This window comes from Ruegeria sp. CF8, assembly GCF_056537285.1.
In genome coordinates this window covers 332,977-359,568 of sequence record NZ_JBQFRG010000001.1, presented here as the reverse complement: position 1 = coordinate 359,568, position 26,592 = coordinate 332,977, and the positions used below count along the sequence as shown (strand labels likewise).

Genomic DNA, 26,592 nt, shown 5'->3' with positions numbered 1-26,592 from the left:
CGACCATAACAAGACACCCATCACCCCGCGAAGGAATCCCCTCCTTCACGCTCTGACAGACTATCTTCTAAATTGCGGAAAACTGCTCAGGTCCTGCCGCAAGACCTCTTACGGGCCCTGTGGATATTTTGAGGGATAAAACTGCGCGCCGCAACCGAAATCTTCAACTGGTCGGGGCGTTTGGACAGTTCAAATCGCTTTGCGTGATACTGCGCACTTCCTGAATTTCTCCATCCGCAAGAGAGGCAAGCCTTACCATCAGACGGCCTTCGTGCTGGAACGGCCACCAGCAAACCGGGATCCCGTCCGGGTCGTTGTCATAAAGAAAGCAGATCTGACCGTTTGGCGTCGTGATTTGCCCATAAACACATCCACGGCCCTCTTCCCGCCAAACCGAGACGCGGCGGTTCAGAAATTGCTCGGTCCCAACCAGATCGCCACTGCGAATCTCGTAAAACGTAAGAGTTTTGCCGACCGCAGCGTCCAGAAACGCGTCTGGCGTGATCATGCTCTGCGCCCAAGCCCAGCCTGGCAGCAGGGCAGCGCCCAGCGCAGCCCATCGCAAGTGCTTACCAGTTGTCACGGAACCACCGTACAGCGCGTTTGAATGGGCGCGCAGCATAGGTGTCGACCGGGATCTCGAAATCCCACCATTCATCTTGCGGATGGGCCGCAAACAGGCTGAGACCCACGGCAGAGGAAAACGCAGGACCCGTCGCCGATTGCGGCAAGCCATGCACACGCAACGGTCGTCCCAAACGCACGCGCTGCCCTAGAATGCGGGTGGCAAGCCCATCCAACCCCATAATCTGGCTGCCGCCCCCTGTCAGAACGATCTGTTGGCTTGGCATATGTTCGAACCCAGCGGCGTCAAGACGCACGCGAACTTCTTCCAGAATCTCCTCAACCCGCGGGCGCATGATACCGATCAGCTCGGCCCGGCTGACGGTGCGGCGGTCATGTTCCCAGTCTCCAGTGTCGCCACCAATATCGATCATATCCCGGTCATCGGCACCGGTTGCGTGCACGCCCCCGTTAAAGGTTTTGATCCGTTCGGCCACAGCCGCAGGTACACCCAGACCCATCGAGATGTCGCTGGTTACGTGATCGCCGCCCATGCCAACGCAATCCGCGTAGATCATGTGCTTCTTCATGAAGATCGAGACGCTGGTGGTGCCACCACCCATGTCGATACAGGCAGCGCCGAGCTCCTGCTCGTCCTCGACCAACGCTGAGATGCCCGAGACGTAGGCTGAGTTGGCAATACCTGCGAGCTCAAGATCACAACGCTTGATACAACGCACGATGTTCTGGATCGCCATGGCGTCTACGGTCAACATATGCATGTCGACCGCCAGGCTTTGACCCATCTGACCGCGGGGATCGATAAGACCCGAACGATTGTCGAGCGCAAAGTTCACAGGTTGCGCATGCAACACTTCGCGTCCTTCGCCGTAATCGGGCACGTCGCACGCGTTCAGAACGCGACCGACCTCTGCCTCGGTCACAAGCTGACCATCAAGATCCACCTGTGCATCCAACCCGTAAGAGCGCGGATTGGCCCCTGAGAAGCAGGCGATCACATGATCGACGCGCATATCGGCCATCTTCTGCGCCGCTTGCAGGGCGGTGCGTATTGCACGTTCGGTTTCCTGCATGGCGGTGACTTCACCAAATTGCACACCGCGCGAGCGCGTGGTTGCCGCGCCAATGACGCGGAACCCTGTCTGGCCAGCCATCGAGCCGATGGTGTTGTCTTCACTCAGCCGACCCGTACCGTCAAAACGCAAAACAAGGCAGGCGATCTTTGAGCTACCCACATCCAGAATAGCAATCACACCGCGTTGCAATGCCTGCCGCCGCATCTGACGCATGGCGCGCTGGGACTGATAAAGATCGGTCATCATGGTCGTTACTGCCCGTTACTCACGTTCACTTTTGTATTCCACCAGTCTTCGCTGGCGGCTTTGCTCATTCGGATAGTTGGACGCTGGCCAAGGCGCATGTCGACAACAGCCACATCACGTTCCAGAAGGTCCTGCACTTCATTCACCGCCAGAACGCGCTCCAGCGCACGCACCGGGCGGGTGGTCGGCAGCATAATGCGCTGGCCACGGTCCAGAACCAGATCCCAGCGCCGCTCGCCCACGCGCACCAAGCCGCGCACGCGATTGCCCAGGCTGCGCGAGGTCTGAAATATCTCAAGCGCTTCAGCGACATGAGCGTCCGCGCCCTTGCCGGCAATCAAAGGCAAGTCTGAATGGGCCTTGCGCGAAGGTGTCTCTTTGACGTGGGCTCCGGTTTCATCCAACAACTCCAGCCCATCGCGGGTGCGCCAGACAATCGCAGGCTGACGTTCAACTACATCCACCTGCAGGATACCGCCCGGACGGATTCGTACGGTCGCTGATTTCACCGGGTCCAGCCCGGTTATCGTATCGCGCATATGTTCGACATCCAGATCCCAGGAACTGATCGGGAAATCCAGCGGTACAACTTCGCGGATGTCCTCGGATAAGCTGGTGCCTGCCCCGTCAATGGCCATCAGATTGACCATGAACTCAGGACGTTCCTGAATCGAGGTGCGGATATCGGCCACAAAAGCGGTGACGGCGTCGCGCCGCTCTTGCGAGGCGAAGTAAAGCCCAACGGCTGCCGCAACAGCACAGATCGGCAGGCCAATCTTGACGCCCATGCGAATGCCCGGCGTAAGCATCCAACGTTGAAGCCGGTAGCTCAGGCGCGACGGTGCCGGATCGCTGCGACGTGCGGTGCGGGAAAACACACGCGCCCCGCGCAGGCGCAAAAGCGGCTCTGCTTCATGTGTTTCGGTGTCAGCCGATGCGAAATCGGCATCCGGCCCCGCAAGCGGCTTGCTGCGATGGATTTCCAGTGAACGGCTGGCGGTCAGCGGTCGCATGAGGCGTCCTCCACCATCCAGGCGCAAAGCTGGCCGAATGTCATGCCCAGATGGGCGGCTTGCTCGGGGGCCAGCGACGTGGGCGTCATGCCGGGTTGCGTGTTGGTCTCCAGCAGAAACAGACCATCAGCGCCCATGCTGTCGTCCCAGCGGTAATCGGTACGACTGACGCCCCTGCACCCCAGTGCATCATGCGCGCGCACGGCGTAATCCATGCAACGATCATAAATGTCTTGCGGAACGTCAGCGGGCAGAACATGCCAAGAACCGCCGGGTTTGTACTTGGCGTCGTAGTCGTACCAGCCATCATCCGTCATGATTTCGGTCACGGTCAGGGCGCGATCGCCCATGACAGTCACGGTGAGTTCACGGCCTGCCACGTATTTTTCGACCATGACCTGATCGGGCATCGTCTCGTCCAGTTGCGGCGGACCATTGGCGTTTTCGTGGACAATGTAGATACCGACGCTGGAACCCTCATTATTGGGCTTGGCCACATAGGGTGGCTCCATCACGTGGACTTCGATGACCTCGACCTTCGGCACGATCACGCTGGGCACGATGGGCAAGCCCTCGGCCTGATAGACTTCTTTGCTGCGCTGTTTGTCCATCGCGAGAGCCGAAGCCAAAACGCCGGAATGGGTGTAGGGAATGCGCATCCATTCCAACAGCCCCTGCACACAGCCGTCTTCACCCCAGCGGCCATGAAGGGCGTTGAAAACCACATCTGGTTTGATGTCCAAAAGGCGCGCATAGAGGTCAGGACCTGCGTCCAGTTCGACCACTTCAAAGCCTTCTCCCACAAGGGCGGCTGCGCATTCGCGCCCAGAGCTGAGAGACACCTCGCGTTCCGCCGAGGGTCCACCCATCAATACCGCCACTTTGGGGTTTGTCCTGCTCGACATTCCCAACGTGCGCCTCAATGTCCCCGGACCTTATGTGGTGGTCCGTACTACGTTTATGCCTTTGATCCGTCGCCTTAAATTAGCCTGTTATGGTCTGACGGTTGGGGCTTTATTCTTTCAGCGGATCACCGACCCGCATGATTTCCCACTCTAGCGTGATGCCACTTGTTTCGTAAACCTTTTTTCGCACCTGTTCGCCCAACCCTTCGAGGTCAGCGGCGGTGGCAGTGCCGGTATTGATCAGGAAATTCGAGTGTTTGGGGCTCATCTGTGCACCACCCAGCGTCGCGCCGCGCATTCCGGCGTCATCGATCACTTTCCACGCCTTGAGGTCGTGCACGTCATCCGCCTGCCCTGTCGAGGAAAACCCGGCTGGATTGCGGAAAGTTGACCCGGCGCTGCGATCTTTGGTCGGCTGTGTTGCATCGCGCTTTTTCAGTTGCGCGCCCATACGTGCATGAAGCTCTGCCGGGTCGCCAGAGGGCGCTTGGAACGTCGCCGAAATCAACACGGAGCCTTGAGGCAGATCAGACTGGCGATAGCGGAAGTTCAGGTCTTCGGGGGTCAAGTCAAGCAGTTCGCCTCGCCGGGTGACAACTGTCGCTTTACGCAAAACATCCGACGTGTAGCTGCCATAGCAACCCGCGTTCATCCGAACCGCTCCGCCAACAGAACCGGGTATGGTGCGCAAAAAGGTCAGGTCCACTCCTGCATCCGCTGCTTTGCGCGCCACATGCGCGTCCAACGCTGCCGCACCTGCGGTGACCGTGTTTCCATCGATCTCGATCCCGTTGAAACCGCGTCCCAAACGGATCACCACAGCGCGCAAGCCGCCATCGCGCACGATCAGGTTTGAACCGACACCCATTGGAAAAACCGGAACATCCGACGGAAGACCCCGCAAAAACGTTTGCAGGTCCTCGACGTCGGCGGGTTGGAATAAGTAGTCTGCGGGGCCACCAACACGCAGCCATGTCAAATCGTTCAGCGGGCGGGCCGGCGTCAGGCGACCCCGAACTTCGGGCAGGATGCTCATATGGTTGACTTTTTCGCCAGGCTACGACCGCCCACTCCACCCACGATAACCGCAAGCAAGAACGGCAGGACCGATCCAGTCAGCCAGATGAAGGGGCCAAATGCCTGCTCTTCCTCTCCCGTGCTGACGCCCGCCAGCATCACGATCAGAACCAACGCAACTGCCGAGGTCAGGCCAATGAGCCAAAACAATCCTCTGACACCGATCCAGCGCCCGGCAATAAGTCCGGCAACTCCTCCAAGGATCAAAGAAATGAGTGGCAAATAGGCGAATGTGGCAATGTCGACCATGTGGCCTCCTGAAAATGGCCGTTACTTGTTGGCCGCCTTCATGCCCTGCATTTTCGCTTTTGTCCAACGGCTCAGGTAAATCACCGGCCAGCGCAGCATCGACATGCCCATAACCAAAACAAGCAATCCGATCCAAGGACCGTTTTCATAGGTGACGTAACCCAATAGCGGGACACCTACCGCGATGAGAACATACGCGCGGGTCCAATGATTGTCCTTGCTGGGGATCATCGCCAGCACATTTGCTGCGACACCCCAAAGCGCGGCTAGTGCGATCGACCAGCTCATTCTGCCGCCTTGGATCCGCCCCATTTGTTCCAGAAATACCGAAAGGCGTTGCGGAACATGGAGGCAAACGCAGCAAACGCCAGCAGCGCAACAAACCAGCCGTAATCATAACCGAGCCAAAGTATCAGAAGCGGCGCGCTGGCCAGCAATACGATACCGGGCGGAAACTGCAATCGCATGGGCAAAAAGGCCACGACCGTAGAACACATGACCCAAAGTATGGCAAATATGATCGACAGGTTCATTCTCCGCTCCTTTGGAAGGGTGGCGATTGGCAGAATCAGGGTTTCATCCCAGGGTTGTGCACCCAAGCGTTTGCCACGTCAAACAGCTTGTTTCCTCTGCAACCTCTCTGGCAGACCATTGGCCCATGCGCTGATGGTACCTGCCCCAAGACAGACAACCATATCCCCGGGACGGGCTTGTTCTCGGACGAGGCGCTCCAGGTCGTTTTCGTCAAACAGCGCCCGCGCATGCCGATGGCCGTGGCGGATCAGGCCCTGCACCAGATCATCACGCGAAGCGCCTTCAATCGGGTCTTCCCCGGCCGCAAACACTTCGGCGATTGCCACCACGTCCGCGTCGTTGAAACACGTGCAGAAGTCTTCAAACAGGTTAGACAGGCGTGAGTAGCGGTGAGGTTGGTGAACAGCGATGACACGACCTTCGGTCGCCTGACGGGCCGCCTTTAGAACAGCGGCAATTTCAACCGGGTGATGGCCATAGTCGTCGATGATCGTGACACCATCGACTTCTCCAACCTTGGTGAAGCGACGGTTGACACCGCCAAAATTGGCAAGCGCGTCACGGATCTCGGTCGCTTTCATGCCAAGATGGCGGGCAACTGCCGCAGCGGACAACGCGTTGGAAACGTTATGGTCACCGGGCATCGGCAGGGTACAGCCTTCGATCACCGTGTCTTCGTATTGCAGGTGAATGTCGAAATGCGCAACGCCGCCCTTGTAGGTTAGATTCTCGGCACGCACGTCAGCCTGTGCATTGAAGCCATAGGTGCGCACGCGCCGGTCTGTGATGCGACCGACCAAAGCCTGCACTTCGGCATGATCCGTACAGCAAACGGCCAGACCATAGAAAGGCAGGTTCGAGACGAATTCGTGGAAGCCATCGCGCAACCTGTCGAAATCCCCCCAATGCTCCATATGCTCTGGGTCGATATTGGTGACGATGGCGATGGTCGCAGGCAAACGGTTGAACGAGCCGTCAGATTCGTCCGCCTCAACCACCATCCATTCGCCCTGCCCCATGCGCGCATTCGAGCCATAGGCGTGGATGATGCCGCCATTGATCACGGTCGGGTCGAAATCACCCGCCACCATCAGCTCGGCCATCATCGTGGTCGTGGTCGTTTTGCCGTGAGTGCCCGCAATGGCGATGTTCGAACGCAGGCGCATCAGTTCGGCCAGCATGTCAGCACGCCGGACAACGGGTAGCCCCTGTGCGCGTGCCTCATCCAATTCCGGGTTGCCGGGTTTGATCGCAGTCGAGACAACCACAACGGCCGCGTTTTCAAGGTTTTCAGCCCGCTGCCCGACGAAGATTTCAGCCCCCAAACTCGCCAACCGGTCGGTGATTTTGGATGCCTTCAGGTCCGAGCCCTGCACCCGGTACCCCAGATTTAAAAGCACCTCGGCGATGCCGGACATCCCGATCCCTCCGATCCCCACAAAGTGAATCGGCCCTACGTCCTGCGGCAGTTTGGTTGCGGGATTCATGCGGTCTCCTTCTGCGCCAGTTGTTCGACAAGATGCACCAGACGCTCGGTCGCGTCGGGGGCACCGGTCGAAAGGGCGGCATGAGCCATTTTCTGTGCGGCTTCGGGGTTGGTCAAAACCGTGGTCATTTGCTGCGCCATGGCACGAACGTCAAGGGCGTTTTCGGGGATCATGATCGCACCGCCTGCCTGTACCAATCCACGCGCATTGGCGGTTTGATGATCTCCGGCGGCGGCGGCATAAGGGATCAGGATCGAGGGTCGCCCAATAACCGAGATATCGGCGACACTGGACGCTCCTGAGCGCGAAATAATCAACTGAGCATCCGACATGCGTCTGGGCACATCGGCGAAAAAGGTCTGAACTTCGGCGCGGATACCATGGTCATTGTAGAAAGCGGTGACACGCGCGCTATCCTCGTCTCGAGCTTGATGCGAAACGCGGATGTGGTTGCGGATGCCTTCAGGCAAGGCGGCAATGGCCTCGGGCACCACATTGCTCAGGATACGCGCGCCTTGTGAGCCACCCATGACCAAAACCGACATCGGGTAATCGCCGGGAGGGATGTAGCCGGCGGCGGCGCGATCCAGAACCGCGGCGCGCACCGGATTGCCGGTGTGGATACCTTGTGCCCCTTCGGGCAGATCCGTTGGCCAAACACCGCAAGCAACCTGTGCAACACGGGTGGCGAAAAGTTTGTTCACACGGCCCAGAACTCCGTTCTGTTCGTGAATCATGCGCGGGATTTTCAGCAGCGTTGCCGCGCCCAATGCCGGAATCGAAGGATAACCACCAAACCCAACAACGACGTCAGGCTTGTCCCGCATCATCTTGAGCGCCATGCTGGTCACGCCGCCTACGATCTTGGGACCGACCAGTGCCTTGGCCACCAAACCGCCGCGCGCAAAGGTGGCCGAGGACACCTCGGTAATCTCGGTCGCGTCTGGGAAAGCGCCGGTATAGCGCGCACCGCGTGCATCGGTGGACAGGCGCACGCGCCAGCCTTTGTGCAGCAATGCCTCGGCCAGGGCCTGAGCGGGGAACATATGCCCCCCGGTTCCACCAGCCGCAATCAACAGGTAAGGGTTCCCCATTATCCTCGTCCGCGCAAAATATCGCCAAGCTCGCCCTGTGGGCGGGTTCGGGTGAATGCCAACAACATACCGATTGCGATGCCGCCCGCTATCAGGGACGAACCGCCATAACTTACAAACGGCAGCGTCATACCTTTGGCAGGTAGCAGGCGCACGGCGACGCCCATATTGATCATTGCCTGAACACCGAACATGCAGGCCAGTCCGGTTCCTGCCAGACGAATGAACATGTCCCGTTCACGCATCAGCCGCAGTAACGACCGCACGACAATCAACGCATAAAGCGCGATGATAATCAGCACCAGGATCAGGCCGTATTCCTCAGCCGCGACAGCTATGATGAAATCGGTGTGCGCATCGGGCAGCGACCATTTCACCTGCCCTTCCCCGACACCAACGCCGAACAACCCGCCTTCGCGGATGGCGTTGGTAGCATAACCCAGCTGGGTGGTCGGATCGACCTCTTGGTTCAGGAAGCCATCAATGCGGCGCGCGAAGTGTTCGGAATTCGAATAGGCAAACATACCGGCCAACACGACCGCACCCGCCATGCCAACGAGCAAAAGCATCGGGGCCCCGGCCACGAAATACATCACTCCCCAGCCGAACAAGATGAGGCAGGCCTGACCGAAATCGGGCTGCATTACCAACATCCCGACAATCGACATGCACAGCGCAAACGACCAGATCCGCCCGGGAGGGCCGTTAATCTCCTGCGAAGCCGCCAACAACCACGCTGCCACGACGATGAAACCGGGTTTCAAGAATTCAGATGGTTGCAGAGAAGCAAAGCCCAGCGAATACCAGCGGACAGCACCTTTGCCAAAATCGGTCCCAAAGACCGGTAGAAAGACCAGCGCCACAAATGACGCCAGAAAACCAAGAACGGCCAGGCGCCGCACCAGCGTCGGAGACATCATCGATGTCAGCAACATCGCAATCAGCGCCAATCCGCCGAAGAGAGCCTGACGCTCGACATAGTGAAACGGATCGAACCCGTTGCGCCCCGCCAGCGGCGGCGATGAAGCCAATCCCAGCAACAGACCGATGGTGAACAGGATCAATACGCAGGACATCGTCCAGCGATCAATTGTGCGCCACCACTTTGGTAGAATCGGTTCTCCGCGCTGGTCCTGGACCGCGCCATACACCATCTCAGTCATGAGATACCGCCACTCTCTGCCTCGTTAACGTCAACGTCCCGTTTTCGGGATCTGTTTGAGAGTCTACATGCAATTTGATGTTTGGGCTAGTGGAATGAGGGCCGAGCTGGATTTTCGGCCCTCACGTTGTTCTGCTTGATAGTTTAGACTGACGACAGCATCAGCTTAACGTCCAGCAAACCCGCCTGTCCGAACAGATCATCCTTGGGCGGCATAGGGGTGCCGTTGATCGCGTCCTGCTGCAAACTGGTAGTTCCGTTGAGCCAATACCAGTGTGACGTATCAAATCTGGAATTGCCGGTAAGAGAGGTGAATTTCCCTTTGATTGCCGGGCCTTTCAACACATTGACTGATTTACGCTGCATCATCGCGATCGCGCCCGCCACGAGCGCCGAAGCCCCAGACGTGCCGCCAAATTCGGTGTACAAGCCAGCCGGATCGTCAGCAGCTTTGGCACGAGTTTCCACTGGCCCTGCAAGCGAGCCTTCGACATAGCCGCGTGGGCCGGGCGCATCCAGTGTGATCAGCCGTTGAGACGCATAGGGGACAGTCGGTATCTTGGCAGTACAAGAACCCGGGGTCTTGTGCAGATCACCATCCCAATGAAAATCGGTTGCAGGGGCTGCGTCCCGGTCGAGTCGTATCTGATGACGATTATAAACCTCTCCATCATCTGATGGTGCAACGACCGTCAAATGCGAAGAGTAGTTCGAATAGCCGGACCGATAGGCGTTATAGTTCACTGCTCCTACTGATATGACGCCATTATTGGGATCGGACGACATTTTGGCTGGGTAAATCAATTCGCTTCGCCCATCATTTCCGGCGGCGCAGACCACCGGAATCTCCAGGCTGACCCATTCAATGACCTTCTCCAAAAGCCGCCAAGAAGCATCAATAGCAATCGCGTCCTGATCCGGTTCACCTGGCAGGGTCTCGTGAAGGCGGGTCTTTTCATCCGCATCCAGACTGGGATACCCAGGCCAATGCTCTGGGTCCGCGGCATCTCTCGGCAATAGGATCACGTGCACATTTTGCGCATAGGCGTATAGAAACGCCGCAATCAGCTCTTTCGGGCTGGGCGATATCGAAGTGGTTATTGGGATCACTTTGCTTAGCGGATCGACGCCGAAATAGGCTGCGATATTGCCCGTGTTTCCATATTGATCCCCGACATAAGCGGTGCCGCTGGTCAGCCCGGCGCAACTTGTTCCATGGGCCGCATAGCGATCGTCATACGCGTGAACATAACGCTCAACGCCACACCCCTCGCGGATTTCGTCAATGATCGCACGCTCGTCAGGGTCAAGACCTGCGATGGTTGCTCCGGCTGGTATCGAACTGAGCAAGGCAACTGGCTTTTCAACATGCCGCTCGCCTGTCGGAACCCCGCCCAGATCGACATATCTGGCCCCGTATGGATGGCTGGCCAGATCAATTGCCTTATCCCACAGAATCTGGTCCGTATCTGTCGACATTGGCGGTGCCACAAGGTTCGGGTGATAAGGTGCGACACCCATATCGATCAAACCAATATGGGCTTCTCGTTTACTGTCTGGAAAATCCCATTCCACACCGCCGATTACCGGGCACCCCTGAGAACTAACCGGAGGTGTCTGCACTGTGATCGCTTTGATCGCGACCAGATGCCAGAGATAGTAGTAACGTTTATAGTCTTCCTGACCCGTCGTCATCTTGGTCACTCCCCCTTTTTCTCAACCCAGCCATTCGTCCTGAGCGGCGTCCATCAGCTCATCCAGGACCTCGGCCACATAGGCGACTGTCTTGCGGGCCAACTCTCGCCCTGCTGCGGTGTCGCTGGGATAGTGCAGCCCGGCCCATTCCCGGTTTTCCGCAATGCGCTGCGCTCTGTGGAACAGTGCGATGGTGCCCGGATGCTCTGGTAGGATACGCGAAAACATCTCGGCTATTGCGAAAGATTGGAAGGAATGGTTCGAAGGGTAAGCCGCGTGATAAGGCACTGCGATGTAGGGCCGGATCAGAGGCTGGATGATATTCGGACGCTGCCTGCTGAAACGGTTTTTGTAGGTCAACCCGATCTCGTTGGTCAGTTCCAGCAAGATCACCATCAGCGCACGGGTTGCGCCAAAGCCTCCATCATCTTCGATACCCAGAGGTGAAAGATAGTCATCAATCCCGAAACTGGCCTGCGCCACAATTTCTTCTCGACGCAGCGCTTGGTTGGCATTTTTCAATTCACCTTGCAGTTTCAGCAGGTATTCCGTCTCTTTCAAACTGTCATCCGGTCCCGGTGGGGGCAGAAGGTCGATATTTTCCCAGATTTTACCCTTTACGTGATCCAAAAAGGGGATACCGATCTTGCACAGGCGGCGCATGTCGCGCCAGCCGAATGCGGCGTCACTTCCGTCAAAGGCAAAGTCACTGCGATTTCTATTGCGATTGCGGTTTCTATTGCGGTTGCGATTGCGGTTTCTGTTCCGGTTCCGGTTTCGATTGCGGTTTAAGGCAAAGGCCGCGCTTTGGCTGAGAGCAATAGATGCCGCGCCCAAGGCCGATCTGTTTTGAATTTCGGCATTTAGTGCCTCGGTCACCGTGTCGCTCTTACTGATCCGGGCCGCACCTTCGTCACTTGCCAGAAAATTGGCCATTTCTGCAATGCTATCAGGATTGAGAAGATCAGGTCTCAGAACGCTGATAGACTCGCTGAATGCCAGAAAACTTTTGCTCTGCGCTTTGTAGAAAAACTCTTCCACAACGGCCCTTGGATCATCGGCACCAAGACCAATGTTCATCAACTCCAATACTGTGCAAGAGATCAACTCACCTCGCCGCGCAAGCATGCCAAACGCGTTAAGCGTATAAACGTAACTCATACTGTCCCCCTTCCAAAACACTTAGACCTGCTGTGGCAACCCGATCCGTGACAGGCCGCTTTCCATCAAATGCGCGCTGAACCGGGTCGGCACCGGGAAACGATCCTGCTGAATGCAGGCCAGTGACATGTCCGGCTCCAGATCGATTAAACGCTTCAAGGCCTGTTCTCCCATCTGGCGGTTTCCCGCATGTCCGTAAGCCGCCGCCAGATAGCGCATGACGGTTTTGAACTGTGGCTGAACTTCCATCACGGATTCACCAAATTCGATGGACTTTTCGAAATCGCCATTGACCAGCGATGCAACGCAGGCCGCACCGTCAAACAGGTGCCGATACGGGCTGTGACGCCCAACCAGCCTGGCCTGCTGTGCAGCTTCCCGCGCTAACGCAGGTCGGTCCGTGTAGCAGTAGAGCATTGCAGCCGAATCCCAGCTCATGGCGCGATACGGGCTAAGTTCCAACGCGCGGTCCACCAGATCCTGTGCAACCGAAAACTCGCGAAACACGTAGGAGTGCACATGAGCAACAAGGCCCAGCACGGTGCCATTGTTCGGGTCAGCTTCGACCGCGCGGCGGGCCAGGTCGCGCGCCTGCGCCTCAAGCGTGGCGTCCCATGTACCATATCGCTCGCCGACCTTGAACGTGGTCACGTAAGCCAGCCAGGCCAGATAGACCGGCTTGGGATCCAACTCGTACGCGGCCAGGATGTCTGCCTCTAGCTCGTCCAATCCCGGCCCGCTCATGGTCAACAGATGATGCACGGCCGCAACCGCCGTCTTGGCAGCATGATGCGCAGCCGGATCACGCATATGACGCCCGTTGAGCAGAGCGGTGAGCAGTGCATCGGTGGCATAGCTGATGAAGGATGTCAGGCCAGAACAGTTTTGCCCCAGAAAATCACCCTGATCAGCCACCACGTTCTGGCTCCAGATCACTTTGCGGTCTTCAGACCTCATGGCAGTGGCAGACACTTGCAGCATGTCACCGCAACTCGCCGCCCGGCATTGCAGGAAAAGATCAGGTCCTGTCGTCAATGGATCAGTCGGGAGCGGAATTTGTGACACCCGGTAATCCTGCACTTCAAGCGCTTCGATCTCGATCAGCGATTTTGACAATTGCTCTGCAACGATGTTGGAGACAAAAGTGGCCGTCTCAGACCCTGCCCCCACATCCGGAGACAACAGACCAACCACAAAATTCGGACGGGGGTGTGCAATCGACGACGGCAGTGAAACACGCGCAGGCTGACTTGCTGGCACAGGCATGGGACCTGCTGTTGAAACCTGCTCAAGCGCGCCCTCTATTGTCGCCCGCGCTACCGTGAACAGCTCAAGCGAAGCGCCGATATTCTTGAGCTTGGGACGGCCGACAGAGTTAAAGAGAAAGTCGTTTCGCCCGCGCAAGGCATTGCGCACAACGCTCGAAACCAGAACTTCGCCGGGGGAGCCCACGCTTTCGATCCGGGCCGCCGTGTTAACTGCGTCACCAATGATTTGCTGATCGACCTCAAACGTGTCACCCAGATGCACACCGACGCGGTATCCTTTGGCGTAGCGTTCAGCGCTTTGGGTCAGCACCTCCTGCACCCCCAACGCTGTTTCCACCGCGGCGCGCGCGCTTGGAAACACTGCGCACAGGCCGTCACCTGTCAGACCCGTAACGCGACCCCGAAAGCTTTGAACCAGTTCACTGGCGCAATTTAGGTCGCGGCGGATTGTGGCGAGAGTTTCAACCTCGGCTTCGCGCACTTCAACTGAGTAGTCGCAAGCATCCAAAAAAAGAATGGCCCTGAGCTGTGCCTTAGGCAATTCGGTTGGCCTGTATAGATTCAGGTTTAATCCCATGATCGTATCTCTGACTTCTTTAACTATTTGGGATGCGCCGGCCCAAGAATAATCAGGCTGCATCCGATGTGTACGAGACGCTGATCCGGAGGTTGTGCTCCTTACAACGCCGTCTTTAGTTCGCAGGACCGACCCTTGCTCTGGATGGGTTTCACAAGGCTTTTGTCGGCCTAACGGAAAAATTCGGTTTCTAAAATGTGTTAAGTTCAATCTAATGCAGGTTATTGTATGTGTTTTGTGAACCTTCGTCGACTTAATTTTGCTTTGCACCCTCAGACCAGACTTTTTCCAACCGCTCTGGGGGCGGTGGCAGACTGGTCGAGATTGGTAAGAAAAGACGTTTCTTTCCCGCAAAACGCGTATAATCGACGTCTAAACGTTGGCGGATAGTATTGAGAACGAGCTTCAGAAGCCTTGACGTTACTGCTGCCTTGCACGTCCAACGCGCGGGACAAACGAACTGAAAAACCCAATTAAGGTTGAGTGTTATGCAGCCTTCCCAATGCAAACAAAAGGGACAGATAACGTTCAAACCAAGTGTCGTATCGCTTCGGTATAACTTACCAATGTCTCAACTATAACGATTGTATAGTTTACCGCCCGCAGTTTATTTCGAAGTGACCCAGATGCGCTCGTGGGCCCGTTCCCAAGTTGCATAGTGCCTTAGGTACATTTTTGCCTGTTCAACACCTCGAAAAGTGGCGCGCCGTGGATCCCTGAGAATCGTTAATCGTGCAACGAAATTTTGACGCCCCAACAGCTGGCGCGGCTTTCGCTCTTGTCATTGCACGAAAACCGCGCCAATGGCGGTGCATGAGGTTCGACACGATTATATTGGGGGCCGGAGCCGCAGGCATGATGTGCGCAACCCAATGTGGCGCGCGCGTTTTGGTGATTGATCACGCCAAAGCACCGGGCGAAAAGATCCGTATCTCTGGCGGTGGGCGCTGCAATTTCACCAATATGTACGCAAGCCCGAGCAACTTCCTGTCGCAAAACCCGCATTTCTGCAAATCCGCCTTGGCACGGTATACCCAGTGGGATTTTGTCGATCTGGTTGAGCGTCACAATATTGCCTGGCACGAGAAAACACTGGGTCAGCTGTTTTGTGATGGGTCATCTAAACAGATCATACAGATGCTGCTGGACGAGATGCGCGATGCAGAAGCAGAGCTGTGGGTGCAAACGTCTCTGCGCGATCTGCGCAAGACTGAAAGCGGGTTTGCACTGGAGGTCGAACGTGACGGGCAACGGCAGCACCTGACTTGCGCCAATCTGGTACTGGCCACCGGCGGCAAGTCGATCCCCAAGATGGGCGCGACCGGGTTGGCCTATGACATTGCCGGGCAATTTGGCTTGCGCGTGACCGACACGCGCGCCGCGTTGGTACCGTTCACTTTTTCGGATGGTCGGTTCAAGGACTTGTCCGGTGTTTCCCTGCCCGCTCGGCTGTCGAACGACCGCACCAGCTTTGACGAAGCGTTGCTGTTTACTCACCGCGGTCTCAGCGGGCCGTCGGTGTTGCAGTTGTCATCCTACTGGTACGAGGGTGAAGCGATCAGGGTAAACCTGATCCCTGATCTGCCGCTGTTCGATCTGTTGCGGACGCAGCGTCAGAGCGGGGGTCGAAAGGCTTTGACAACAGAACTGGCACGCCACCTACCGGCCCGGTTGGTGGACTATCTCAGCAATGTCATTTCGATGTCCGGGAACCTTGCGGATCAGTCAGATGCGAAGCTGGCAGACCTGACCGCAGCCCTATCCGCGTGGCAGTTGCTTCCATCGGGAACCGAGGGGTATCGCACGGCTGAAGTCACGCTGGGCGGGATCGATACCGACGATTTGTCATCTAAAACCATGGAGGCCAAGGATGTCCCTGGCCTCTTTGCAATTGGTGAAGCGGTGGATGTCACCGGCTGGTTGGGCGGCTACAACTTCCAGTGGGCTTGGTCTTCAGGCCATGTCGCCGGCGTTGCCATTGCCGCCGAGCGTTAGCCTACGACGTTATACCCGCGCCCACGCATACAGTTGCGAACGATCACTTCCTGATTCTGAGTGTTGTTGATCGCGCTTGCACCAGCACCAATCAACGCACCGGCTGCTGCTGCACGGCCCAGATCGCTGGCGCTGTTGTCGATGATTGCAGTGGTTGCCGCAGCACCGGCCGCGCCGATGGCAGCGGCGCCCGCCGTGTTGCTGTCGAGCGTTGGCTGAGACCGCGCCAGCGCCTGACAATTGGCCAGATCAGACTGATAGTTGGGCCCTACCGCCCCATCGATGATCGGGACATAATTCGCCCCGCTGTTGGCGCAGGCTCCGGCCAGCGCGACCACGGGAAGGGCGAAGAAAATTTTGCGTGCAGACATATCCGCTACCTCTTTGTGAACTGAAGGTGACGCAACCTTACTTCCCACAAAGTGTCAATCTGATTGGGAAAAGTCCAGATCAACCGGCAGAGCGTCGCCTTACGTCAGTCGTTTACGCACTTGTTCTGTAAAGTCATCGCCGCGTTGCTCGAAATTGTCATATTGATCGAAACTTGCCGCAGCTGGTGCGAGCAACACCGTGTCACCCTCTTCCGCGTCTTCGATGGCCTGTCCCACTGCGGCCTCCATCGTGGTGCAAACCTGCGCGTCCGCTTCCAGCTGCATCGCAAAACCAGCCGCTTCGCGACCGATCACATACGCTTTGCGCACCTGATCCGCTGCCGTGTTCAGAGCTGCGATACCGCCCTCTTTTTCAAGCCCGCCGCAAATCCAGCGGATGTTTTTGAACGCGCTCAACGCCTTCAATGCGCTGTCGACATTGGTCGCCTTGGAGTCGTTGACATAAGTAACCCCACCGGCTTCGGCAATGATCTGGCTGCGATGCGGTAGGCCCGGATAAGAGTGCAGCGCATCCTCGATCACACGTGGCGCAAGGCCCAGCGACCGGCAAGCGGCGTAAGCAGCGCAGGCGTTTTGATGGTTATGGGCACCGGGCAGCCCCTTGATCGCGCGCAGATCGATGGAACCTGCCTGACGCCCCTTGCGGTATTCCGACAAGAAACCTTTGCGTGCGAACACCTGCCACCCCGGGCCTGTCAGTTTGCGCGCAACCGAGATGCGGATCACCCGGTCATCCGTTGGTCCTTCGGCCAGTTGTCCGGCCAGAAACGCGCCTTCGATCTCGTCAATACCAATAATCGCTCGGTCCGGCCCACCTTCCGCAAACAGGCGCCGTTTGGCCGCGAAATAACCGCCCATGCCGCCGTGTCGGTCCAGATGATCGGGTGAGAGGTTGGTGAAAACAGCCACATCAGGCGTAAGTGCACGGGCAAGTTCTGTCTGATAGCTGCTGAGTTCCAGAACCACCACCGAGCCATCGCCGCCCGGATCGATATCCAGAACCCCGCGTCCGATATTGCCTGCCAACTGTGCCTCACGCCCGGCCTCGGTCAGGATGTGGTGGATCAACGCCGCCGTGGTGGATTTCCCGTTCGAGCCCGTCACCGCAATCACGCGCGGCGGCGTGTCGTAGTTGTTCCATTCCGACCCCGCGAAGGAACGGAAGAACAGGCCGATGTCGTTATCGACCGGTACTCCAGCGTCCAAGGCAGCAGCCACCACAGGGTTCGGTTCAGGATAAAGATGCGGAATGCCCGGTGAGACGATCAGCGACGCAATGCCGTCAAACGCCCCGTGCTTGCGCAGGTCAACGCAGGTAAATCCTTCGCCTTCGGCAGCTTCACGAGCTGCCGGGTTGTCGTCCCAGCACACAGGCTCGGCCTTGCCAGCACGCAAGGCGCGTGCTGTCGCCAAGCCTGATCGACCCAGCCCTAGAACGGCGACTTTCTGCCCTGTAAAACCTTTGACCGGGATCATGTCTTACTTCCTTCGTCTAGCTGCGCCTCAAGCCAATCCGCCCGTTCTTTGACAGGTCGCTTTGGAACAAGGGTGGTCTTGAAACCAAGTTTGGGCAAGCGGTCGCACAAACCCTCATATTCCGCAAGAGCGTCAACCAGATCGTGCTGACGCTGACTGTCTTTCACATAGATTTCAGGCCAGGGCGGAAACAGAAAAATCTGACGGTCATAGTCAAGCCGGACGATCTGGTCTCGCAGGGCATTTTCTAAATCAGTACCCGTGCGATCAAACCAGATCAAAGCGTCCAGTGCGGACCGGTCGAATAGAACCAAACCGTCCGGGGCTTGGGTCATATCGTTGAAGGCCGTCTCGATGACCTTCCGGCAAAACGCTTCAGGATCTGTCCAGGGCAACGCGGTTCCACCGACCTGCTGTTCCGCGGTTACGACTCGGCGGCCGGGTTCTGTGACAGTCGCATAGCCGCGCCGCGCCATCTCTTGCAGGAGGGTGGATTTACCGCCTCCTGAACAGCCTGACAGCACAATACGACGGTTGCTCACCTTACCTTCAGCGTTGCCAGTCCGATCATCGCCAGGATCAGCGAGATGATCCAGAAACGGATGACGATGGTCGGTTCAGCCCAGCCTTTTTTCTCATAGTGGTGATGGATCGGGGCCATCAAAAAGACCCGCTTACCGGTGCGCTTGAAGTAGAGGACCTGAATGATCACGCTTAGTGCCTCGACCACGAACAGACCACCGACCACGGCCAGAACAAGCTCGTGCTTGGTGGCGACGGCAATCGCACCCAGTGCACCACCCAGTGCCAATGAACCGGTGTCACCCATGAAGACCGCCGCAGGCGGTGCGTTGTACCACAAAAAGCCCAAACCACCGCCGAACAAAGCAGCCGTGAAGATCAGGATTTCGCCGGTTCCGGGCACGTAGTGCACGTCCAGATACTCGGTAAAGTCCACGCGCCCAACCGCATAGGCAATGATTCCAAGGGTCGTGGCGGCAATCATTGCGGGCATGATCGCCAGTCCGTCCAGACCGTCGGTCAGGTTCACCGCATTGGCGGCCCCCACGATCACGACCACCGCAAACGGAATATAGAACAGGCCCAGATTGACCAGAGTGTCCTTGAACACAGGCACCGCCAGTTGGTTCTGCAATGCCTCCGGGTGGTGCAACGACGCCCAGAGCGAGGCCAGAACCGCAATAATGACGCCTAGCGCAAGGCGCATCTTGCTTGAGACGCCCTTCGTATTTTGCTTCGACACTTTGGCGTAGTCATCCGCAAATCCGATGGCGGCGTAGGCCAGCGTTACGAACAGTACCATCCAGACATATGGATTGTCCCACCGCGCCCAGATCAGGGTCGACGTCACAAGCGCACCAACAATCAGCAATCCACCCATGGTCGGTGTGCCGGCCTTGGAAAAATGGCCCTCTGGGCCGTCATCGCGGATCGGCTGACCCTTGCCCTGCTTTTTGCGCAGCACATTGATCAGGGGTTTTCCGAACAGGAAACCAAAGATAAGCGCTGTTAAAAAGGCACCACCCGCGCGGAAGGTGATGTAGCGGAAGAGGTTCCAGAAATCCCCTCCGTCCGACAGGGCGGTCAACCAATACAGCATGACAATACCTTTCTCACACGCGGCGTCTGGGCGCGATCACCCATCAAGCGCGCTCCCTTGCCCCATTTTGCGCAGACCGTCAACAATCGTCGCCAATGCCATGCTGAGAGACCCCTTGGCCAACACAGTGTCGCCATCATGGATCAATGCGTTCAGGTGTTCGGCCATTTCAGCGCTGGTTTCAAACCAGAGCCCGCGCTTGTCATCGGGTAGCGCCTTGTGCATGGCCTGCATCAAAGGGCCAATGCAATGCACCTGATTCACTTTCCCCATGGCTGCAACATTCGCCATTTCGGCGTGCATCGCCACTTCCTGCGAGCCCAGTTCCTTCATGTCACCCAAAAACGCGATGCGACGAGTACCTTGCGAGGCAGCCAACACGTCCAGTGCGGCCTCCATCGAGGTTGGGTTGGCGTTATAGCTGTCGTCCAACAGTTCGATTTGACCACCGCCAGACAGCGATAAGCTTTCGCGTACGCCGCGCCCTTTAACCGGCGACCACGCGCGCAAGCCCGTGATCGCCTGATCCAGATCAACACCCAGTTCCACGCACGCGGCCAGAGCCCCAAGCGCGTTCATAGCAAAATGCGTACCGGCAGAATTGACCTCAAAGCGGATGGTATGATCACCGACCCTGGCCTGAGCGTTCACGGCGTTGGCCGCTTGCTGTACATCGGTCAATCGGTAATCAGAAGCCTTACGACCGAAATCAACGATCCCCGTCCCGAGGTCCAGTGCAGTTTGGCGCAGAATGTCGGCGTGTTCTATGTCTGCGTTTACAATCGCGGCTCCGCCGGGCTCCAACCCTTCAAGGATTGCCGCTTTTTCATGGGCGATGCCTGCGACTGATTCAAAGGCTTCCAAGTGCACTGCAGCTACAGTCGTGACCAGTGCCACATGCGGGCGCGCCTGTTTAGCCAGCGGAGCAATCTCACCCGGGTGGTTCATGCCAATCTCAATCACGGCAAATTCCGTGTCGCACGGCATCCGGGCCAATGTAAGTGGCACGCCCCAATGGTTATTGTAACTGGCCACGCTGGCATGGGTTTTACCTTGTGTTTCGAGGATCGTCGCCAGCATTTCCTTGGTCGACGTCTTGCCTACACTGCCGGTCACACCCACAACACGTGCGTCCGTTCGCGCCCGTGCCGCCTGGCCCAAAGCTTCGAGACCTGCCTGAACGTCCTCGACTATCAGCAGAGGCGCGCCCTCCGGCACATCATCAGGCATGCGCGACACCAGCGCGGCCCCTGCGCCTCTTTCCAGTGCCTGCGCCACAAAGTCATGTCCGTCCCGCGCGGCTTTAAGTGCCACGAAAAGATCGCCGGGCTGCAGCGTGCGCGTGTCGATAGACACACCATTGGCAATCCAATCACCCATGGCCTGACCGCCCGTAGCTTCGGCGGCCTCGGATGCTGTCCAGAGTGTCATGCAACCCTCCCGTCCAGCGCAGCCACAGAAATACTGGCCTGTTCAACGTCATCAAAGGGTAGGACCTGATCCCCGACAATCTGGCCAGTTTCGTGCCCCTTACCAGCGATCAGCAGCGCATCGCCCGGTTGCAGCGCGTCAATGCCGCGCAAAATGGCTTCGGCGCGGTCACCGACCTCGGTCACGCTGGCCTGGCCTGCGGCTTCAAGCGCACCATCCATGACGGCTGCGCGGATAGTGGCCGGGTCTTCGCTGCGTGGGTTGTCGTCGGTGACAAACACCACATCAGCATGGTTCGCCGCCGCCTTGCCCATCAGAGGGCGTTTCGTGGCGTCGCGATCACCGCCTGCCCCAACGATGGTGATCAGACGCCCCATCACATGCGGGCGCAGCGCCTTGAGGGCCGTGGCCACCGCGTCGGGCGTGTGGGCGTAATCCACAAAAACCGTTGCGCCGTTGTCGCGCGTTGCGGCCAGTTGCATCCGCCCTCGTACAGTCGTCAGATGCGGCAGAGTTTCAAAAACCTGCTCTGGGCTGTCGCCAGCAGCGATGACCAACCCGCAGGCCAGCAGGATATTTTCGGCTTGAAACCCTCCGATCAGGTTCAGACGAGTCTGATAGGTTCGGCCTTGCCACGAAAAGCGCAGGTCCTGTCCTGTGGCGTCAAACCGCTGATTGATCAGGCACAAATCAGCATCGCCAAGACCAACGGTCAACACCGATTGGCCCCGGGATTTTGCGATCCGCTGGACCTGCGCGCCCTTAGGGTCACTCAGATTGATCACCGCCGTACCGTCTTGCGGCAACACACGGTCGAACAACCCGGCCTTGGCGGCAAAATACGCCTCGAAGGTTTCGTGATAGTCCAGATGGTCTTGTGTGAAGTTGGAAAACCCTGCGGCCGTCAGATGCACGCCATCCAGGCGACGTTGCTCCAGGCCGTGGGACGACGCTTCCATCGCGGCATGGGTCACACCATTTTCAGCCGCCTCTGCCAGACAACGATGCAGGGTGATTGGCTCAGGGGTGGTATGGGCCAACGGTGCGGTCCATGCGCCCTCAACCCCGGTGGTTCCAAGATTGACAGCAGCGTGATCCAATTCAGACCAAATCTGGCGCACAAAGGTGGCGACAGATGTTTTACCATTGGTCCCGGTGACAGCAACGATGGTCTTTGGTTGTGCGCCAAACCACAACGCGGCTGCACCCGCTAGCGCCTGACGCGGGTCTTCGACCACAATCAGTGCGGCGTCTGAATCGGTAAGCTCGGCTTCGGCGATCTGGGCCCCTTCGGCGTCTGTCAGGATCGCGGATGCCCCCATGCGCAGGGCAAACCGGATGAACTCTCCGCCATGCACCCGCGTGCCGGGAAGAGCCGCAAACAGGAAGTCGTCTTTCACTTCACGGCTGTCAACAGCCAGACCTGTGATGTCAGGGTTTGCGCCCCCGCGTGCAGTCAGGGCCAGTTGGTTGAGTTTCTTTGTCCTTGTGCCCATGACCCACCTCTTGCCGGACAGCCTAGTTTGAGGTCAGCGTTATAGCAGCGCCCGCCTCAGGCTCAAGCCGAGGACGCAAGCCCAGCAAAGGTGCGACGCGACCAATAAGTTCGGCAGCTACCGGCACGGCGGTCCAGCCCGCAGTGCGGCGCTTTTCGCCGTACGCCACAATCGAAGGTTCGTCCAAAGTAACGATCAGAACGTATTTCGGATCATAGGCCGGGAAGATCGTCGCAAAAGTAGCGATGACCTTGTCATCGTAATACCCGCCACGCGGCTTTGGCTTGTCGGCAGTGCCCGTTTTTCCTGCCACGTCATAACCTTTGACTTCAGCAAAGCTAGCAGTGCCATCTGTCACCACTTTGCGCAGCATATTCTGAGCCTGACGGGCCGTGCTGTCCGACATGACCCGAGGGCCGTATTGCGGGCCGTTTTTTCGCAAAATGGTGGGGCTGACATAATGCCCGCCATTGGCAATCGCCGCGTACCCGGCGGCCAGATGCATCGGACTGGTCGACAAGCCATGGCCGTAGGAAATGGTCACAGTGCTCAACTCGCCCCACTTCTTGGGCTTCAGGGGCACTCCGCCCTTGGCCTCGACAATTTCAAACGGCGTTGGATCGAACATGCCCAACGTGTTCAGAAAATCCTGCTGCCGTTGCGCACCGATCTGCAACGCCAAACGGCCCGTACCTCGGTTCGAGCTGTGTACGATCACGTCCGCAACGCTGATCTTTCCGTAATTCTTGCCGTTGAACTCTCCGATGGGAAAGCGACCGATCTTCATCGGGCCTGACGTGTCGATGATGGTGTTGGAATTCACCAGCCCCAGTTGGACGGCCTGCGCTGCAGTGAAAATCTTGAAGACCGAGCCCAGTTCGTACACGCCCTGTACATAGCGGTTGAACAATGGGCTGTCCGACGGATCAAACCCCGACGTTGGTGGGCGTGGGCGGTCATTTGGATCAAACGAGGGCAAAGACGCGGCTGAGACAACCTCACCCGTGTGCACGTTCATCAGAACCGCCGAGGCCCCCTTGGCGTTCATGATCTTCATGCCACCATACAGCACCTGCTCAACAGCCGCCTGAATGGTCAGGTCCAGCGACAATTGCAGCGGCTTGTTGCCGTTGGCCGGGTCACGCAGGTAGTCGTCGAACTGTTTCTCGACACCGGCCACACCGATCACTTCAGCAGCGCTGACACCTTCACGACCAAAGCCGGACCCGCCCAGAATATGCGCGGCAAGCTTGCCGTTGGGATAAAGGCGCATTTCTCGCGGGCCAAACAGGATACCGGGATCCCCGATGTCGTGCACGGCTTGCTTCTGTTCGGGTGAGATGCGTTTTTTAATCCACAGGAACTTACGCTTGCCGGTGAAATCCTTAACCAGACGCTCTTTGTCCAGATCCGGGAAGATGGCCACCAACTGATCTGCGGCGGCAATCGGGTCGATCATCAAGGGAGGCTGCGCGTAGACCGAATAAGTGTCCAGATTGGTCGCCAGAATGCGCCCTTCGCGGTCAACGATATTGGCACGCTGCATGGCAATGGCAGCACCCGGCGCACTTGCCACAGGCTCCTGCGCTTCGGATGTGGCCAGCATACCCATGCGGACCCCAACAACCGAGAAGGCGCAGAAGAAGAACAGCCCCAGCACCAACAGCCGCCCTTCGGCACGGGCGCGAGCGCGGTCTTTCATATCCTCGTGGCGTTTGCGGATGTTTTCCCGTTCAATCGCCTTGGGATTTTCACCTCGGGCGCGGGCATCAAGAATTCGGGCCAGAGGGCGTAGGGGGGTGCGGGTCATGGAATCTGTACCTCGCCCAACGCCTGAATGTCGGTGATGGCCTGCAACTCAATCGGATCAACGATGGGCAGATCGGGGTCTTCGGCATAGGCAATCTGATCAGCACGTCCAAACTGTTCCGCCCGCAGGGGCAACAGGCCCAAACGTTCAAAGTTCAAATCTGCAAGTTCACGCAGTCGGTCCGGACGGTTCAGATAGGCCCATTCTGCATTCAGAACGGCCAGACGAACCTGCGCCATGCCAATCTCGCGCTGGAGCTTCTGCGTTTCTTTGACCACCTGCTGGGTGCGGTAGTTTTCCTGATAGGCCCAGAGCGCCAATCCAAAAACGGACAGAGCGGTCAACACATACAAAATACTCTTCATTTTGCCCTTCCCCCCAGTTGCGGCATCCCAATGGCACGGGCATCAATTTCCCCCGCCGGAGCCTCGGTTCGGATTGCCACGCGCAATTTGGCGGACCGCGCACGCGGGTTTTCCTGCAATTCCTGCTCATCTGGCCCAACGGCCTTGCGGGTTTTCAGCGTGAATTGCGGCTGCTTTTGTTCGATTTCAGGCGCATAGCGGTTTGCGCGCCCTGTCTTACCCGCGCGGGACTGAAAGAACCGTTTGACCATTCGATCCTCGATGGAATGGAAAGTCACAACGGCCAGTTGCCCGCCAGGCTTCAACGCGCGTTCCGCGGCCATCAACCCCTGAAAAAGCTCTTCATATTCCGCGTTTACCGCGATCCGTAGCCCTTGAAAGCTGCGGGTCGCAGGGTGCGATTGTCCGGGCTTGGGGCGCGGCAGGCAGGATTCAATAATCTCAGCCAGACGCAGGGTCGTAGTGATTGGTTCTTCGCTTCGCGCTTTCACAATGGCCTTGGCGATCCGGCGGCTTGCGCGTTCCTCGCCGAAATGGAACAGGATGTCAGCCAGTTGCGCCTCGGTCGATGTGTTGACCAAATCAGCGGCGCTTTCGCCTTCCTGACTCATGCGCATGTCCAAGGGGCCGTCTTTCATGAAGGAAAAACCACGCTCGGCCTGATCCAGCTGCATCGAAGACACACCAAGGTCCAGCACTACCCCGTCCAGATCCCGTGCGTATTCGTCCATCCGCGAGAAAACACCAGGCTGCATCACCAGCCGGTCGCCATACTCGCTCGCCCAATCCGCGGCCATGTCAAAGGCCAGAGGATCACGATCCACGCCAACGACCTTTTCGGCCCCGGCATCCAGCAAGCCACGCGTATATCCGCCGGCACCAAATGTGCCATCCAGCCAAATACCGGATACCGGAGACACTGCGTCCAGCAATGGACGCAGCAAAACGGGAATATGGGGTTTATCGGAGGAGGAGACAGCGCCGGACATGCCGTCACGCGTCCCCGACGCCGTCGAGATAGACCATCGGATCGAAATCGTCGGGCAGATCGTCCATCCACTCTTCTGCCTTGGCCAGTTCCTCGACCTCGTAGGTCTCGGGTTTCCAGATCTGGAAGGTGTCACCAGCGGCGATAAAGAAGGCCTCATTTTCAAGGTCGATCTTGGTGCGCAGCTTGGCGGGCAAGACCAGACGACCGGTCTCATCGACATTGGTCGGAAAAGACTGACCGTGGAACATGCGTTGCAGCATCTTGCGCTCCATCGAGCCACGCGGAAGCGCATCGATCTTGGCGTCGACCTCGTCAATCGCCTGCATCGTATAACACTCAAGGTATTTGCGGCGGTGATCGCCATACACAATCACAAGCTCAGGATTGTCACCGGGCTGCCAGTTGGGATCAGAGGCTTCAAGCACACGGCGAAAAGAGGCCGGGATCGAGACCCTGCCCTTCGTGTCCACCTTATGGTGGCTTTCACCTCTAAACCTGCGCGCCAAGACGACTGTCCCTTTCGCTTGCGCCCCACCTCAAATTCACGTTCCCCCCGGAAGAAAAACGGCGGGTTGATCTGCTGCCACTGATCAACCCGCCGCATTGACCCGCTTTGCGGGATGTCCAGCTGCACGCGCCACCTGGGGGGATGTCTGCTCGCCCGCGCGCCGGATCTCTTGAGTGATGAAAGCGAGATGCCTGTATGAAACCTGATTTGTATTTTTGGTTCGGGGTCGTTTGGTGCCCCTGCTGCCTCGTCCTCATCGGATGCATAAGGGATGCCATGGGAATTCATGGAAATCAACAGGAATTTTTTCGATCGTGGCGCTTGGGGCACGTGATGTATATACTAAATCGTCGAGTTTTTGACATCAATACACCACTG

25 protein-coding genes are annotated in these 26,592 nt (G+C 57.8%); 1 reads left to right on the top strand and 24 read right to left on the bottom strand.

Features of this window, described 5'->3' with window-relative positions; all coding sequences use genetic code 11:
- Positions 1–163: 163 nt before the first annotated feature.
- From ACR0EV_RS01765 to ACR0EV_RS01700, 14 genes are all read right to left on the bottom strand, one after another.
- Complete coding sequence (locus ACR0EV_RS01765; RefSeq protein WP_480798523.1) at positions 164–583, bottom strand: hypothetical protein; 420 nt, start codon at positions 581–583, stop codon at positions 164–166.
- Entirely contained in the window at positions 570–1,904 is a 1,335-nt protein-coding gene (gene ftsA / locus ACR0EV_RS01760) for a cell division protein FtsA (RefSeq protein ID WP_171092297.1), read from the bottom strand. The genes ACR0EV_RS01765 and ftsA overlap by 14 nt, the downstream gene beginning before the upstream one ends.
- An 8-nt stretch (positions 1,905–1,912) precedes the next feature.
- Complete coding sequence (locus tag ACR0EV_RS01755) at positions 1,913–2,920, bottom strand: cell division protein FtsQ/DivIB (protein WP_480798522.1); 1,008 nt, start codon at positions 2,918–2,920, stop codon at positions 1,913–1,915.
- The gene (locus ACR0EV_RS01750; RefSeq protein ID WP_480798521.1) at positions 2,908–3,825 is read right to left on the bottom strand and encodes a D-alanine--D-alanine ligase; all 918 of its coding nucleotides are present in this window, start codon (positions 3,823–3,825) and stop codon (positions 2,908–2,910) included. Before ACR0EV_RS01750 ends, ACR0EV_RS01755 begins: the two co-directional genes overlap by 13 nt.
- A 109-nt stretch (positions 3,826–3,934) precedes the next feature.
- Entirely contained in the window at positions 3,935–4,861 is a 927-nt protein-coding gene (murB, locus tag ACR0EV_RS01745) for a UDP-N-acetylmuramate dehydrogenase (RefSeq protein WP_480798520.1), read from the bottom strand.
- Entirely contained in the window at positions 4,858–5,151 is a 294-nt protein-coding gene (locus tag ACR0EV_RS01740; RefSeq protein ID WP_480798519.1) for a hypothetical protein, read from the bottom strand. The genes murB and ACR0EV_RS01740 overlap by 4 nt, the downstream gene beginning before the upstream one ends.
- Before the next feature lie 21 nt (positions 5,152–5,172).
- Positions 5,173–5,439 (bottom strand): DUF2484 family protein, encoded by a 267-nt coding sequence (locus ACR0EV_RS01735; RefSeq protein WP_480798518.1) that lies wholly within the window; start codon positions 5,437–5,439, stop codon positions 5,173–5,175.
- Positions 5,436–5,684, bottom strand: coding sequence for a DUF2484 family protein (locus tag ACR0EV_RS01730; RefSeq protein WP_480798517.1), 249 nt, complete (start codon positions 5,682–5,684; stop codon positions 5,436–5,438). The genes ACR0EV_RS01735 and ACR0EV_RS01730 overlap by 4 nt, the downstream gene beginning before the upstream one ends.
- A gap of 78 nt (positions 5,685–5,762) precedes the next feature.
- Entirely contained in the window at positions 5,763–7,172 is a 1,410-nt protein-coding gene (murC, locus tag ACR0EV_RS01725) for a UDP-N-acetylmuramate--L-alanine ligase (protein WP_480798516.1), read from the bottom strand.
- Positions 7,169–8,266 carry a UDP-N-acetylglucosamine--N-acetylmuramyl-(pentapeptide) pyrophosphoryl-undecaprenol N-acetylglucosamine transferase gene (locus ACR0EV_RS01720; RefSeq protein WP_480798515.1) on the bottom strand — a complete coding sequence of 366 codons (1,098 nt, stop codon included), beginning with the start codon at positions 8,264–8,266 and terminating at the stop codon, positions 7,169–7,171. Before ACR0EV_RS01720 ends, murC begins: the two co-directional genes overlap by 4 nt.
- Positions 8,266–9,429: a putative lipid II flippase FtsW gene (gene ftsW, locus ACR0EV_RS01715; RefSeq protein ID WP_480798514.1), complete on the bottom strand. Its 1,164-nt coding sequence runs from the start codon at positions 9,427–9,429 to the stop codon at positions 8,266–8,268. Before ftsW ends, ACR0EV_RS01720 begins: the two co-directional genes overlap by 1 nt.
- 143 nt (positions 9,430–9,572) lie before the next feature.
- Positions 9,573–11,123, bottom strand: a complete 1,551-nt coding sequence (locus ACR0EV_RS01710) for a S8 family serine peptidase (protein ID WP_480798513.1) — start codon at positions 11,121–11,123, stop codon at positions 9,573–9,575.
- A gap of 21 nt (positions 11,124–11,144) precedes the next feature.
- Positions 11,145–12,284, bottom strand: coding sequence for a phosphatase PAP2 family protein (locus ACR0EV_RS01705; protein ID WP_480798512.1), 1,140 nt, complete (start codon positions 12,282–12,284; stop codon positions 11,145–11,147).
- Positions 12,285–12,305: 21 nt separating this feature from the next.
- Positions 12,306–14,129 (bottom strand): adenylate/guanylate cyclase domain-containing protein, encoded by a 1,824-nt coding sequence (locus ACR0EV_RS01700; RefSeq protein ID WP_480798511.1) that lies wholly within the window; start codon positions 14,127–14,129, stop codon positions 12,306–12,308.
- Positions 14,130–14,942: 813 nt separating this feature from the next.
- On the opposite strand from ACR0EV_RS01700, the gene ACR0EV_RS01695 reads away from it, so the two are divergent.
- A complete protein-coding gene (locus tag ACR0EV_RS01695) occupies positions 14,943–16,124 on the top strand; it encodes a BaiN/RdsA family NAD(P)/FAD-dependent oxidoreductase (protein ID WP_480798510.1) in 1,182 nt (393 codons plus the stop codon).
- Here the strand turns inward: ACR0EV_RS01695 and ACR0EV_RS01690 are convergent.
- The 10 genes from ACR0EV_RS01690 to mraZ form a co-directional block, all read right to left on the bottom strand.
- Positions 16,121–16,495 (bottom strand): glycine zipper family protein, encoded by a 375-nt coding sequence (locus ACR0EV_RS01690; RefSeq protein WP_171092324.1) that lies wholly within the window; start codon positions 16,493–16,495, stop codon positions 16,121–16,123. The genes ACR0EV_RS01695 and ACR0EV_RS01690 overlap by 4 nt on opposite strands.
- Positions 16,496–16,594: 99 nt before the next feature.
- Positions 16,595–17,992 carry a UDP-N-acetylmuramoyl-L-alanine--D-glutamate ligase gene (murD, locus tag ACR0EV_RS01685; RefSeq protein WP_480798509.1) on the bottom strand — a complete coding sequence of 466 codons (1,398 nt, stop codon included), beginning with the start codon at positions 17,990–17,992 and terminating at the stop codon, positions 16,595–16,597.
- Positions 17,989–18,534 carry an AAA family ATPase gene (locus ACR0EV_RS01680; protein WP_480798508.1) on the bottom strand — a complete coding sequence of 182 codons (546 nt, stop codon included), beginning with the start codon at positions 18,532–18,534 and terminating at the stop codon, positions 17,989–17,991. The genes murD and ACR0EV_RS01680 overlap by 4 nt, the downstream gene beginning before the upstream one ends.
- Complete coding sequence (gene mraY, locus ACR0EV_RS01675) at positions 18,531–19,613, bottom strand: phospho-N-acetylmuramoyl-pentapeptide-transferase (protein WP_171184995.1); 1,083 nt, start codon at positions 19,611–19,613, stop codon at positions 18,531–18,533. The genes ACR0EV_RS01680 and mraY overlap by 4 nt, the downstream gene beginning before the upstream one ends.
- 36 nt (positions 19,614–19,649) lie before the next feature.
- Complete coding sequence (locus ACR0EV_RS01670; RefSeq protein WP_480798507.1) at positions 19,650–21,044, bottom strand: UDP-N-acetylmuramoyl-tripeptide--D-alanyl-D-alanine ligase; 1,395 nt, start codon at positions 21,042–21,044, stop codon at positions 19,650–19,652.
- Positions 21,041–22,540 (bottom strand): UDP-N-acetylmuramoyl-L-alanyl-D-glutamate--2,6-diaminopimelate ligase, encoded by a 1,500-nt coding sequence (locus ACR0EV_RS01665; protein WP_480798506.1) that lies wholly within the window; start codon positions 22,538–22,540, stop codon positions 21,041–21,043. The genes ACR0EV_RS01670 and ACR0EV_RS01665 overlap by 4 nt, the downstream gene beginning before the upstream one ends.
- A gap of 22 nt (positions 22,541–22,562) precedes the next feature.
- A complete protein-coding gene (locus ACR0EV_RS01660) occupies positions 22,563–24,350 on the bottom strand; it encodes a peptidoglycan D,D-transpeptidase FtsI family protein (RefSeq protein WP_171092337.1) in 1,788 nt (595 codons plus the stop codon).
- On the bottom strand, positions 24,347–24,715 hold the full coding sequence (ftsL, locus tag ACR0EV_RS01655) for a cell division protein FtsL (RefSeq protein WP_171092339.1): 369 nt from the start codon (positions 24,713–24,715) through the stop codon (positions 24,347–24,349). Before ftsL ends, ACR0EV_RS01660 begins: the two co-directional genes overlap by 4 nt.
- Positions 24,712–25,704 carry a 16S rRNA (cytosine(1402)-N(4))-methyltransferase RsmH gene (gene rsmH, locus ACR0EV_RS01650; RefSeq protein ID WP_480798505.1) on the bottom strand — a complete coding sequence of 331 codons (993 nt, stop codon included), beginning with the start codon at positions 25,702–25,704 and terminating at the stop codon, positions 24,712–24,714. Before rsmH ends, ftsL begins: the two co-directional genes overlap by 4 nt.
- A gap of 4 nt (positions 25,705–25,708) precedes the next feature.
- Positions 25,709–26,212 (bottom strand): division/cell wall cluster transcriptional repressor MraZ, encoded by a 504-nt coding sequence (gene mraZ, locus ACR0EV_RS01645; protein ID WP_480798504.1) that lies wholly within the window; start codon positions 26,210–26,212, stop codon positions 25,709–25,711.
- Positions 26,213–26,592 lie beyond the last annotated feature (380 nt).

Coding starts and splice junctions, on each gene's coding strand:
- ftsA (WP_171092297.1), bottom strand. CDS start 1,904: ATGACCGATCTTTATCAGTCCCAGCGCGCCATGCGTCAGATGCGGCGG.
- ACR0EV_RS01755 (WP_480798522.1), bottom strand. CDS start 2,920: ATGCGACCGCTGACCGCCAGCCGTTCACTGGAAATCCATCGCAGCAAG.
- ACR0EV_RS01750 (WP_480798521.1), bottom strand. CDS start 3,825: ATGTCGAGCAGGACAAACCCCAAAGTGGCGGTATTGATGGGTGGACCC.
- murB (WP_480798520.1), bottom strand. CDS start 4,861: ATGAGCATCCTGCCCGAAGTTCGGGGTCGCCTGACGCCGGCCCGCCCG.
- ACR0EV_RS01740 (WP_480798519.1), bottom strand. CDS start 5,151: ATGGTCGACATTGCCACATTCGCCTATTTGCCACTCATTTCTTTGATC.
- ACR0EV_RS01735 (WP_480798518.1), bottom strand. CDS start 5,439: ATGAGCTGGTCGATCGCACTAGCCGCGCTTTGGGGTGTCGCAGCAAAT.
- ACR0EV_RS01730 (WP_480798517.1), bottom strand. CDS start 5,684: ATGAACCTGTCGATCATATTTGCCATACTTTGGGTCATGTGTTCTACG.
- murC (WP_480798516.1), bottom strand. CDS start 7,172: ATGAATCCCGCAACCAAACTGCCGCAGGACGTAGGGCCGATTCACTTT.
- ACR0EV_RS01720 (WP_480798515.1), bottom strand. CDS start 8,266: ATGGGGAACCCTTACCTGTTGATTGCGGCTGGTGGAACCGGGGGGCAT.
- ftsW (WP_480798514.1), bottom strand. CDS start 9,429: ATGACTGAGATGGTGTATGGCGCGGTCCAGGACCAGCGCGGAGAACCG.
- ACR0EV_RS01710 (WP_480798513.1), bottom strand. CDS start 11,123: ATGACGACGGGTCAGGAAGACTATAAACGTTACTACTATCTCTGGCAT.
- ACR0EV_RS01705 (WP_480798512.1), bottom strand. CDS start 12,284: ATGAGTTACGTTTATACGCTTAACGCGTTTGGCATGCTTGCGCGGCGA.
- ACR0EV_RS01700 (WP_480798511.1), bottom strand. CDS start 14,129: ATGGGATTAAACCTGAATCTATACAGGCCAACCGAATTGCCTAAGGCA.
- ACR0EV_RS01695 (WP_480798510.1), top strand. CDS start 14,943: ATGAGGTTCGACACGATTATATTGGGGGCCGGAGCCGCAGGCATGATG.
- ACR0EV_RS01690 (WP_171092324.1), bottom strand. CDS start 16,495: ATGTCTGCACGCAAAATTTTCTTCGCCCTTCCCGTGGTCGCGCTGGCC.
- murD (WP_480798509.1), bottom strand. CDS start 17,992: ATGATCCCGGTCAAAGGTTTTACAGGGCAGAAAGTCGCCGTTCTAGGG.
- mraY (WP_171184995.1), bottom strand. CDS start 19,613: ATGCTGTATTGGTTGACCGCCCTGTCGGACGGAGGGGATTTCTGGAAC.
- ACR0EV_RS01670 (WP_480798507.1), bottom strand. CDS start 21,044: ATGACACTCTGGACAGCATCCGAGGCCGCCGAAGCTACGGGCGGTCAG.
- ACR0EV_RS01665 (WP_480798506.1), bottom strand. CDS start 22,540: ATGGGCACAAGGACAAAGAAACTCAACCAACTGGCCCTGACTGCACGC.
- ACR0EV_RS01660 (WP_171092337.1), bottom strand. CDS start 24,350: ATGACCCGCACCCCCCTACGCCCTCTGGCCCGAATTCTTGATGCCCGC.
- ftsL (WP_171092339.1), bottom strand. CDS start 24,715: ATGAAGAGTATTTTGTATGTGTTGACCGCTCTGTCCGTTTTTGGATTG.
- rsmH (WP_480798505.1), bottom strand. CDS start 25,704: ATGTCCGGCGCTGTCTCCTCCTCCGATAAACCCCATATTCCCGTTTTG.